General features: G+C 69.8%; 5 protein-coding genes and 1 pseudogene. 2 read left to right on the top strand and 4 right to left on the bottom strand.

Annotated features, from left to right (window positions below; genetic code table 11):
- Positions 1-270, top strand: a pseudogene (locus ACWDV4_RS29035) (IS982 family transposase); the annotation flags it as partial.
- Between the two features lie 241 nt (positions 271-511).
- On the opposite strand, the gene ACWDV4_RS29030 reads toward ACWDV4_RS29035, so the two are convergent.
- The gene (locus ACWDV4_RS29030; protein WP_449985195.1) at positions 512-3,502 is read right to left on the bottom strand and encodes an AfsR/SARP family transcriptional regulator; all 2,991 of its coding nucleotides are present in this window, start codon (positions 3,500-3,502) and stop codon (positions 512-514) included.
- A 953-nt stretch (positions 3,503-4,455) separates the two neighbouring features.
- On the opposite strand from ACWDV4_RS29030, the gene ACWDV4_RS29025 reads away from it, so the two are divergent.
- Positions 4,456-5,031 (top strand): sigma-70 family RNA polymerase sigma factor, encoded by a 576-nt coding sequence (locus ACWDV4_RS29025; RefSeq protein ID WP_449985192.1) that lies wholly within the window; start codon positions 4,456-4,458, stop codon positions 5,029-5,031.
- Between the two features lie 230 nt (positions 5,032-5,261).
- On the opposite strand, the gene ACWDV4_RS29020 is transcribed toward ACWDV4_RS29025, so the two are convergent.
- Genes ACWDV4_RS29020 through ACWDV4_RS29010 form a run of 3 tightly spaced genes read right to left on the bottom strand, consistent with a single transcriptional unit; the run spans position 5,262 to position 11,676 of the window.
- The gene (locus ACWDV4_RS29020) at positions 5,262-5,735 is read right to left on the bottom strand and encodes a DUF6924 domain-containing protein (protein WP_449985191.1); all 474 of its coding nucleotides are present in this window, start codon (positions 5,733-5,735) and stop codon (positions 5,262-5,264) included.
- Between the two features lie 56 nt (positions 5,736-5,791).
- Positions 5,792-9,139, bottom strand: a complete 3,348-nt coding sequence (locus ACWDV4_RS29015; RefSeq protein WP_449985188.1) for a right-handed parallel beta-helix repeat-containing protein — start codon at positions 9,137-9,139, stop codon at positions 5,792-5,794.
- Positions 9,136-11,676 carry a hypothetical protein gene (locus tag ACWDV4_RS29010; RefSeq protein ID WP_449985186.1) on the bottom strand — a complete coding sequence of 847 codons (2,541 nt, stop codon included), beginning with the start codon at positions 11,674-11,676 and terminating at the stop codon, positions 9,136-9,138. The genes ACWDV4_RS29015 and ACWDV4_RS29010 overlap by 4 nt, the downstream gene beginning before the upstream one ends.
- Positions 11,677-11,711: the final 35 nt, after the last annotated feature.

Genomic DNA, 11,711 nt, shown 5'->3' with positions numbered 1-11,711 from the left:
ATCGCCACCGTGCTCCGGGCCCTGGCCCAGGTCACCCCGACCAGTGCCCCGATCCTCAGGTTGATCGACTCCACCCCGGTACCGTGCGGCACCTCGCGGGAGACCACGAAACGTTCGGACCTGGCCGGGGACGCCGGCTACGGCTACAGCGCCTCACACTCCCGCTACTTCTGGGGCATGCGCCTGTATCCACTGGCCACAGCCGAGGGCATGCCCGTGCTGTGGTGCCTGGCCAACCCGAAACTCGACGAACGGGAGGTGATGAGGGTATGCACCCGGACCTTCGAGACGATCTCCGCTCGGGCCAGGTACACCGTGCACGCCTGGTGGACCCGGTCGGCCGGCGAAAGCGCTCGCCGCCTACACGACATGGTAAGCCGGCAAAGCTGCGGAGCCAGCAATCCTCCGCGCAGGTCGAGGTCACGCACCGGCGGATAATCCCTCTTGGAATGACAGGTATCGCGATGGTCCCATTCTCGACATGACGAGCGGATGCCAGTAAATTTCAGCGTCAGCCGGACGCCGTATCAGCCGCATCCTCCTCGAGGCGCATCAGGCGATCCTGGATCTCGGTCGCGTACGGCACACGCAGGTGGCGGAGCAGAGCCAATCCCTCCTGCCATGCCGTCCGGGCACCAGCCCGGTCGCCCATGGCCAGTGCCGCGTCGCCCAGATGCAACTGGCACTCGACCGAGTTCATGCGCCATTCGGTCTGCCGATATATCTCGGTCGCCTGCTTCCAGCTCGCGACCGAGGCCGCGTAATCCCCTCGGGCCTGATGACACCTGGCCAGCGTCTCGTAACACAGCCCCTGACCGTTGACGTCACCGACCGTCTCGCAGATTGACAATGCGCGATCGAGTAGACGCATGCTGGTGTCGTGCTGGCCAAGGCGCGCATGCGCGTCCGCAAGGCAGCACAGGACGTAGTTCTGGTGGGGCAGGTCGCCCGCCGATTTGAAGTGCCGCAGGGAGCGCTGGTAGTAAGCCACGGAATCGGAGTAGTTCTCCTGCGCGAAAGTGACCTGCCCGAGGTTGCGGTACACCAGGGCCTGTTCCGGCCGGTAGCCGAGCGTGGTGAAGAGGTCGAGCGCCTGGTGGAGAAGCCGCGCTGCGGTTTCATTGTCTCCGAGCATGTGCACTGCGCCCGCCAGACCACGAGACATGTGGGCACGACCGAGCTTGTCGTCGGCAGCGGTCACGGCATTCAGGCATGCCCGGGTCATCGTCGCCCAGTCGTGCCACCAGCCCTCACGCTGGTAGAAGTGCAGCAGGGTGAGAACCAACTGCCAGGCCGCCGTCGGGCAGCCGGCGTCGATCTGACGCTGGACGACGGCCTTGAGAACCTGCCGCTCGGCGTTCAACCAAGCGATGGCGTCGTTGGCGTTGGTCAGTTGAGCGGTGACCACGGTGTCCATCGCCTCCGGGGAATCGAGCACGATGGAGGGGCTCAGAAGCAGGTTTCCCTCATACGCGGTCTGCCAGTAGTGATGGGCCAGCCGACGGAAGGCCTGTGTCCGGATCGTGTCGTCCTCCTGAAGCTGCACCAACTCGTGGGCATAGGTCCGGATCAGATCGTGCATGCTGAACCGACCCGGCGCGTGCTCCACGAGAAGGCCCGTCCGCACGAGTTCGCCGACGAGGAGTCGCGCCTCGCCCAGCGCGACATCGGCGAGACTGGCCGTCGCCGGAAGTGTGGTGTCCGGTCCGGGATGGAGCGACAACAGCCGAAACACCCGGGCTGCACGAGCGCCGAGTGCTCGGTACGACCACGAGAAGATCGCCCGGATGTCGTTGTCGATGTCATCCCCGAAGAAGCCGTCCAGGCTGCCTTGTGCGTCCCGCAACTCCCGGACGACGTCGGTCAACCCATGTTCGGGATAGGCCAGGGCCCGGCTGGCGACCACGGCCAGCGCCAGCGGAAGCCTTCCGCAGCGCTCGACGATCTCGTTTAGCGCCTTCGGATCGGTGTAGACGCGCTCCGCCCCGATCCGCGAGGTCAGGAAGTCCCGCGAATCCTCCGGCGACAGCACATCGAGGGTCATCAGGTGCGCACCGTGCGCCGTGGCGAGACCCGTGAGCCGCTTACGACTGGTGACCAGCACCAGGCAGCCGGGAGCACCGGGCAGGAGCGGGCGCACCTGCTCGACGCTGTACGCGTTGTCTAGCACGACGAGGGTGCGACGGCCAGCGAGGACGCTGCGGTACAACCCGGACCGGGCATGGCGGCTGGCCGGGATGTCGACATCGGGAACACCGAGCGCGTTGAGGAAGCCTTGGAGGGCTTCCGCGGGATCCAACACGGACTGGTGAGGATCAAAGCCCCGGAGATCGACGTAAAGCTGACCGTCCGGGTAGGCGTCGGTCAGTTGGTGAGCGAGATGGATAGCCAGGGTCGTCTTCCCGATGCCCGGAATTCCGTCGATGGCCAGCACCGGCAGGGATACCTGGGTCATCATGTGTCCGTTCACCAGGCTGAGCGTCCGGTGTTGGGCGTCGCCACGGCCGGTAAAGTAGGGAAGGTCGGGTGGTAGCTGCGCGGGAAGCACCGCGGTGACGAACGAGGCACGGGCGATCCGCAGGTCACCCGGCCGCGAGACTGGGGCATGAGGATCGCCGGCAGCGGGCCTAGCCGGGCTCTGCCGCAGGACCAACTGGTACGCCGCGCGCAGTTCCTCGCCCGGGTCCACACCCAACTCATCGGCGAGACGACTTCGAACGTCCTGATAGCGGGTGATCGCCTCGGCTTGTTGTCCGTCGGCCGACAATGCCAGCAACATCCGGGCCTGCAGCGCCTCGTCCCAGGGGCGATGCTCCGCGACGCGCCGCAGCACGGGAAGCACCGATCTGGCACGGTCCAGTCGCAGTGCCAGGGAAGCAGCCTCGCGGACCAGGTCAGCGCATTCGTGGTCCACGACACTGAACGCCGATTGGTCGTACGACGACAGCGCCGGTACACCAGCGCAAGGACCACGCCACAGGCTGAGTGCTGTCTCGTACGCCGACATAGCTTCGGCCAGCCGCCCGGCTTCTTCGGCCGATCTGGCCTGCTGAGCCAGCACACGCAGTTGCAGCAGATCCAGGGTGTCCGCGTCGACCCGCATCCGATACCCGGCCGCGTCACCCGCCAGCCAGCGCCCAGCCGACCTGGCGGGAAGGTCGGGCTCGAACAAGCGCCGCAGCGCGCCCACATACCGGTGCACCACATTCACGGCGCTCAACGGTGGCCGCTGGCCCCACAGCATTTCGACGATCTCGCCGGTGCCGACCGGCTGGCCTGCTCTGGCCAGCAGCAACGCCAGAATCAGGCGCTGCTGACGAGGGCCGAGGTTTACTTCCGCGTCTTGCTGCCAAACCCTGACCGGTCCGAGCACGCCGAAACGCAACGATGCCGCATCGTCGTTGGCAACGGGCACGAACTTACCCCCCATACGTATACCTATGAAACGTCCCACCGCGCTCGATCTGATCGGCATGGCTTCCTGCGGGACGGGTGCGAACATGCTGTGGCCCCGGCCCGGCTCTCGGGATCCGAATCATCTACCGCATCACGTCCCTCCGGACGTACGGCCACATTGTGGCCCTAATTCGAGCGATCGCGCTATTTATAGCAGACGTGCCTTACGAATTAGTCCGTCGAAGCGCCTCGGCATTCGCGAAAACAGTATCCATGCCCGAACTCTCACTGACGCAGGGGGAGGCATGGCGTACGGGTCCTCCGCCCGATCTGCCGTCGGACCAGCCGGGACAGTGGGTTTCCTCGACGGTCGGTCGGACCGGCACAACGGGCAGGGTCACGGTCACCGTGCGGAACGAGCTTCGTAACTGTCGGCGACCCGCTGCCCGCATGCGGGAGTCAGGGCTATCACATAGAACAGTTGCCGGTGGTCGCGGTCGTACTACTCACGGCTACAGAGGCGATGAGGTCGTGCGGCCGACGATCGGCGCGTCGGGTGGCGCGGGCGCTGTTAGGTTCGCCGTTACTGCGGTGGTATCCGATTGCTGTATTACGCAGCGTGGCCATGACGGCGGGGCTGTTGCCTGTTCGCCTTTGACCGCGGCCATCAGGTGGCCGCCGGCGGCGGCAAGCAACTCGGCGTGCCTGGTCTGGGCCGGAACCCGGCCGGTGAACCCAAGCCGCTCCCACGCTGCCCGGTTCAGATCCCGGACCCAGTCCGTGATCACAGCGAAGGTGCACGCTCCGCCGGGCGCTTTCCGCCGGCGGCGTCAACGCGGCGCTCGCGGCCGACCGCAAATTCCACCACGTCACGGTCACCACGTCACGGTCACCGCGTCCGGCGACGCCGCCCTGAGCAGAGGCACCCGAATCAGCGCGGCATGCCAGTAGAAACGCCGATGAATTGCGTTTCACATCCGCGTCACCCGTAATCAATCAGATTTCCACAGGCGCCCTTCTACGATCATTCCGATCTGCGACGACGGATACGGGAGAACAATGGGCGCGGCTGGTGCGGTCGGCGACACGGATGTGACGGCGCACAGACGCGCCGACCTCGCCCTGCCTTCGCAGACCCGCGCGGAGAGTCACATGCGGGCGATCCACCAAAACAACTCGGCCCCACTGCTCTACTTCCTGCGGGGCCTGACGCCCCCGGGCGCCCTGCCCACCGCCGAGGACCTGGTGCAGGAGACGATGCTGCGGGCGTGGCGGAACCTGGACGCGGTGCCGACCGAGCCCGAGTCGCAACGTCGATGGCTGTTCACGGTGGCCCGCCGGCTAGCCATCGACGCGTACCGCAAACGGCAGGCACGGCCGGTGGAGGTCAGCGTCATCGACACCGACCTGACGGATTCCGGGGCCGACGGGATCGGCACGATGATCGCGAAGCTCACCCTGCGGCACGCCGTCGGCCAGCTCAGCATCGCCCACCGAGCCGTCCTGTCCGAGTTGTACGTACAGGGGCATTCCCTCAACGAGGCGGCGGCCCGGCTCGGCGTTCCCGTCGGGACGGTGAAGTCGCGGGCGCACTACGCGCTGCGGTCGCTGCGCGACGCGCTATCCCGGGGCTGAATCCACTCCCACCCGGCACCCCACCCACACCGCGCGCAGGTCGACATGTCGCCGAACTGGAACATCGCCGCACGAACGAACTCGGGCGCCCGCAGCACCCGTCAGCTCCCTGCCTCGGCCGACCGGGCTGTCCAGAACCTCCCCAGCCGGTCCAGAGGAAGCTGCCCCCCTGGTGGGATGTCGATGGGGTCCCGACGAGACATCCGGCCGGCGGCATGCTCCGGGCGATGTCAGTCAGGTAGGCCACGAAACGCGCCCTCGGGGTCCTGGCGGGCAACCTCCGCGTACTCCTCGAAACCCATGTTTCCGAGGGCGAGGTTGTCGTTGACGGGTGAGATCCACCGCGGCACGATGCGAAACTCCCTGCCGAACTCCACCTTCGTCGCCCGATCCTCGGCGTCCAGGCCGCTAGTGACCGCCACGGCGAGCAGCTTGTGCTCGGGATCGACCAGCGCGCTCCGGTCGGCGACGAACACCACCCCGAGGTGTTCGTCGCCGTCGGCGGCGGCCAGCACATCGTCCACCGTCGCACCCGCCCACCCCACGCCCTCGACGATCAGCGGCGGGCAATACTGGTCGTCCTCGTCGTCGAACAGACCGCTGCGGTCACCGGCCTCCAGGTCGTGTCGGACCGCCTGCCAGGCATCCTCGTCGGCGTAGTCGGTGCGCACCACGACGGCCACCAACTCTTCCCGCTCGTCCACGCCAGGCAACGTTCTCATACCGATAGAGACGGGCGTCCCGGTGGAATGTTCACCCCTCATGTGACGTCCTCGGCGAGCAGGGTGCGCAACTGCTCGACGCTGGGGTCCCGCAGCGAGCGAATGCGGCCGGCCTGGCGCGTGATTGCCTCGTCGAGCACCTGCCGGGCGTACCGACCGTTGCCGAAGGAGCGGGTGCGCGGCACCCGCTCGAAGTGCTCGCGCAGCGCCACCAGCGTCTGCCCTGGGCACTCGTAGCCGCCGACTGAGGCGAGGTTCTGGAAGATGGCCACCAGGTCGTTGGCGTCGTAGTTGGTGAAGTGGATCCGGCGCGAGAAACGAGAGGCCAGCCCCGCGTTGGCGGCGAGGAACTTTTCGATCTCCTCCTCGTATCCGGCGGCGATGACGACCACCTCGTCACGGTGATCCTCCATCAGCTTGACCAGCGTGTCGATCGCCTCCCGACCGAAGTCCTGACGGGCGTCGGGCGGCGCGAGCGTGTACGCCTCGTCGATGAAGAGGAGGCCGCCCCGGGCCCGGTCGAACGCCTCCCGCGTGCGCTGAGCGGTGTGCCCGATGTACTCGCCGACCAGGTCGGCCCGGGCCACCTCCACGAGCTGACCGCTGGCGAGGACGCCCAATGCGGTCAGCAGTTCCCCGTACAGCCGGGCGACCGTCGTCTTGCCCGTGCCGGGTGGGCCGGAGAAGACCAGATGCCGGGAGACCGAGGGGGCCGGCAACCCCGCGTCGACCCGGGTCCTGATCGTCGCCAGCAGGTCGATCATGTCGGCCACCTCGCGCTTCACCCCGGCTAGGCCGATCATGCCGTTGAGCCGGCTGAGCACCCGTTCGACCTCGTCCTCGCACGCCAATCCCGCGGACACCCCGGTCGCCGCCGGTGCGCCGAGATCCTGGGGCAGTAGCTGCGCCAGCTCGACCCCGGACGTCTCGCCCGCCTGGGAGAGCCGGTACGCCTGCCGGCCGACCATCTCTTCGAACACCTTCCGTGCCACCCGAGCGTTGCCAAAGTTTGCGTCCCGGTTCATCCCGTCGAAGAGGCTCGCCAGCGCCACCCTCGTGTCGTACTCCAGCGAGTAGTGGTGGGTGCTGCAGAGTTGCTCCACGATGGTGACCAGCTCGCCGGTGGAGTAGCTCTCGAACTCGACGGTCTTGGAGAAGCGCGAGGCGAGGCCGGGGTTGGCGTCGAGGAACTGCCGCATCCGCGCCGAGTAGCCGGCTACGATCACCATCACCTCGTCCCGGTAGTCCTCCATCAACTTGACCAGGGTGTCGATCGCCTCTCGGCCGAAGTCGTGGCCGGACCCGCCGTCGACCGGGGCGAGGGTGTACGCCTCGTCGACGAAGAGCACACCCCCGCGTGCCTCGTTGAACCTCTCCGTGGTCTTGACAGCAGTGCCGCCGATATGCTCGGCCACCAAATCGGACCGGGCCACCTCGACCAGTTGCCCGGAGCTCAGCACGCCGAGCGCGGCCAGGATCCGCCCGTACAACCGGGCCACCGTGGTCTTTCCGGTACCGGGCGCACCGGCGAATACCAGGTGGCGGGACATCGGCGGTGCCGGCAGACCGGCAGCAGCCCGCCGCTGGCCGATCCGGTGCAAGCCGACCAGCGTCGCCACCTCGTGTTTGACCCCGGCCAGCCCCACCAGTGCGTCCAGCTCCGCCAGCAGCGGCGTCACCGGGTCCGCGGGAGCCACCGGAGCGGTCGCCGGCTGAGGAGCGTTGCCGACCGCCGTGGTCGTGTTCCCGGAGCGAATCGGTGCAGCCGATGTGGCCGAGTGGTTCACCGGCTCGTCGGCCCGAGGCTGTCCGTCTGCCGACGACGACCGGGACGCATCCGGGCCATCCACGTCGACGGCCCCCGGTACGGTCAATCGGATCGGCTCACCGGCGTTGCTGACGATGCTGGTTCCGCGTACCTGCACCGGCTTCATCGTCTCGACGAGCAAGCCGTCACCGGCGTTCTCCAGCACCTCGCAGCCGTCGAGCCGGCCGATGGAGCCGGGCCCGAACCGGATTCCCGGGCCACCGCTGCCGCGCACCCGGGTACGCGCCAACGTCAGCCTCGCGTCCTGCCCTACCAGTACTCCGGCCTGCCGTGCCCCACCGAACTCGCAGGCGGTTGCGGTGGCGGTGCCGCCCGCCGCGAGCAGCAGCGCGTTCGTGCCGGCCCGGACCGTGGTCTCCAACATCGTGATCGACGCCCCACGGGAGACCAGGACGCCGCCGCTCGCGCAGCCGTTGATCGCCCCGCCGCGCACGGTCAGGACGGCACCGCCGGTTACCTGCACGCCGTACTCGGCGCACTCGGCGATCCTGACGTTCTCGACCAACGGCTGCGCCCGGCCCTGTACGAGCAGACCGGTGCGTCCCCCGTGGACCGCGACCCCCCGTACGGTGCCCGCTGCCTCGCCGTCGAACAGCAGCGCCGTGCCACCGTCGCCGGACACCCGGCCGCCCTCGACGCGTGGGGCGGCCGAGCCGGTCACGGCGATGCCGGCGACCTCGGTGCCGCTGATCTCCCCGTCGGTGAACACGCCGGTCGCCTGCTCCAATGCGTAGAGCCCGTGGCCGGCGCTGCCGCTGACCTGGCATCGGGTCAGCACCGGATCGGCGGTGCCGGAGACAACGACACCATGCCCACCGAGAGAGCGGAACTCGCACTCCTCGAAGACGGGACTACCTCCCGCGACGAAGACGCCCGCGCCGAAGGTGTCGTGCACGGTGGTGCGCACCACCCGGACCGCGCCGTTGGCCTCCACCGCCACGGCGGGCCCCGCCATGGCACTGATGTCGCAGCCCTCGAGGCTGCCCCGGCCGCCGTTGACGGCAAGCACACCGGTGCCGCGCCCGTCGGTCAGGGTGCAGTCTCGGAACACCGGGTCCGCCCCACCGCTGATCACAATCGCGGCGCTGCCCACGTCGCGTACGGTGGTCCGCACGACCTCGCCGGTGGCGTCCTTCTCGATCAGGAACCCGGCTCCCGCCGGGTTGTTGACCTGGCAGTCCCGCAGCTCGATACGGCCACCGGGGACGTGTAGCGCGACGATGCCCTGCCCAACGACCTCGCAGTCGGTCAGACGCAGGTCACCCTGCCCCACCTGGATCGCGGGCAGGTTTGCGCCGCCGCCACGTACGGTCACCCCGCGCAGCGTCGCCGTGCCCCGCGCGGCGAAGACGGCCACGCCGTGGTCGGCGTCGATGACGACCGTGCCTGGCCCGTCCTCCGCGACAACCACCACGTCACGCGTCAACCGCAGCCGCTCGCGGTACGTCCCCGGTTGGACGATGACGGTTGCCCCCGGCGCGGCGGCCCGCACGGCCTCCTCAATAGTCGACAGGTGCCCCGGATCCGTCTGGGACACCAACAGCATGCCGATGCTCACGCTCCCCCACCCTTGTTCACCGCAGCCGCGCCGGCAGACCCTGCCGGCGACAGGAAGGGCCGCCCCTCGCCGTCCAGGCCCGGCGCGAAGATCGTCGTCCGGCTCGCGCCGATGCGCGGCACCGCGCGGAGCTGGGCCAGAATCCGCTCCGAGTCGTCGCGTCCCGCGCGGCGCGGTGCTCCGGCGAGGTCCCGCAGCAACACCCGCACCGGTGCGTCGCCGTCCGACGGCTCATCCACGGCGAGCACAAGGAAACGGCTGCCCGGCTGGAAGACGACAGCACCCGGGTCGCTGCCTGCGGCCAGATCGCCGAGCCGGTGCGCGCTCACCGACCAGATGGCGAACTCCACGCCGGACGACGGTGCCGGACCGACGGTCAGGTCGACGTCGACGAACGCCGGCTCGGCAAGCACGTCACCCGGGCGATACGAGCGGACGTGCGCGAAGCCGGCGGGGCCCGGACGGAAGACCGGCCCGAAGACCGATGGCAGCCGGCGTAGCCCGTACGTGGCCCAGTGCGCCAGCAGCTCGACACTCCCGGCGTCCTCGCTCGAACCACCACCACGGAGCACCTCGTTGACGTGCTGGCGCGCGCCGTCGGAGTACGCCCGCACGGCGACCAGACCGGCCGCGAGGTCCACGACCGTACCCGCTGCGGCCCGCAGCCCTGGTGACTCGGCCAGGGTGCGGCTGACCACACGGGCGTGCGCGTCGTACCGGCCGCCCACCGCCTGGCGCAGCGCCGCACGGTTCGCGACCGTCAACTCGGGGTCGGCGCTCGGCAGCCAGCGCGCCCGTGGGCGTGGCGGGTCGTCGGTCGTGTCGCCCCAGGCGGTCGACACGGCCGCACCGCCGGCGGCGGCGTGGAGGGCAGCCTGCCCGGCGACCGCGTGGTGGACTGCCGCACTGGTGCCGCCGTCAGCAGCGATGAGTACCGCCGCCGCGACGCCGGACGGCGCGGAGGTGACCGGGCCGGGGACGCAGGCGGGGGGCGTCGCCGACACCTCGTCGGTACGCGAGCGTGCGTTGTCCGGCGGCGCGGGCGGCGCACCGGATACGCCGACGGGCGTCGATGTGGCCGGCGGCGGTACGACGACCGCCTGGCTCGGGGCCAGCGCCGGCCGGTCGCGCCAACGTTCCGGGTCGAGCAGGACGAGGATCGTTGGGTCCAGCGGCTCGAGCTCGGGTACGGGTGCAGACTCGGGTTGGGGTGTGCGGCCCACCTCGGGTTCCGGCAGCCGGATCGGCTGGAAGCCCGACTCTCCGATCGCGACCGCTGCGGGAGCTGGAACCGCGGTGGCCACCGCGGGAACCCGGGGGTCGACGGCGGCGGAAGGGGCAGTCGCGGCCGACGGATACGACAGTCGGCCGGCGGATGTCGCGCTACGCGCGGCCACCGTAGGCAGTGGTGGAAGCACGGTGCCGACCACCCGGGCCCGAGGCCCCCACCGGCCCTTGCCCGCTCGGGCGGAGCGGGGGCTCCAGCGGCGGAAGACGCCCGTGGTCCGCAACAGCCCACTGGCGGTGTGCTGCACCTCGGCGTCGGCGGCGTGGACCGGGACACCGAGTGCGTCGGCCAGGCCGCCGTAGAGCAGGTCGGCCGCCATCCCCGTGACGCGCGCTCCCCGGGGAAGGACCACAATGGGCTGGCGGGTGTCAGAGCGGCAGGCCGAGACCAGCTTGGCGAGCATCCGCGGTGGGGTCGGCCGACCGGTGACCCGGAATCCAGCCGCACCCACGATGACCTCCACGACGAAGCCGGCCAGCGCCGGGCCGATCCGGTCGGCCGGCTCCTCCAGGAACGACCAGCCGGCTCGGGTACTCACACCCGGCAGGCCGGACGGCGGTGCCGTAGCCCGCGCAGGTGGCGGTGGGCTGGGCGCGGGCCGCGTCGGCAGCCAGACGAGGGCCGGACGCGCGTGCGGCACCGCGACGACGGCGTCGCCGCGCGACACGAGCCGCCAGGGTCCCCCGACAGGCCACTCCCGCACCGGCTGGACCGGCACGACGGTCCGGGGCGGTTCTGAGGCCGGGGGCAGCGGGACAGCCGGCGCGGGAGCGGAAGGCGCGGGTGGCACTGCGTCGGCCAGAGCCGGCACGGGTGGGGCAGGCGGCGGCCAGGCTGCAGCCGGGCGGGGCGGCCCGTCGGGCGGGCACGTCATCCAAACCGTCCACGGGACGATCGGCCATTGGCTGTGTCCCCCGGGTGCCAGGGACAGCCCGGCAAGCGGCACCAGCACCTTCTGGCCGACCCACTCGGCCAATTCCCGCGCCGCAGGCACGACTCCTTCGACGGCGGCATACGCGCCGACCGTGACGAGCCGGATGGTCTCGGCGCTGCCACCGAGGTGCTCGATCAGCAGTTCCGGTAGCAGCTCGAAGAAGTCGGCGCGGCCGGTCACCGTCGGCCCGCTCACCACTGCGGTCTGCCCGACCTCGGCGGGCAGCGCGGCGGCCAACGCCACGAGCGGCTCGCGAGGGTCCGCGCCGGTACGCAGCACCAGCACATCACCGACCGCCTCCACGGTGACGTCCACCGTAGACGGACGATCGACCCAGGCCGGGGAGATCA

This window comes from Micromonospora sp. NPDC003197 (assembly GCF_053590565.1).
This window is presented reverse-complemented; position numbering and strand designations above follow the sequence as displayed.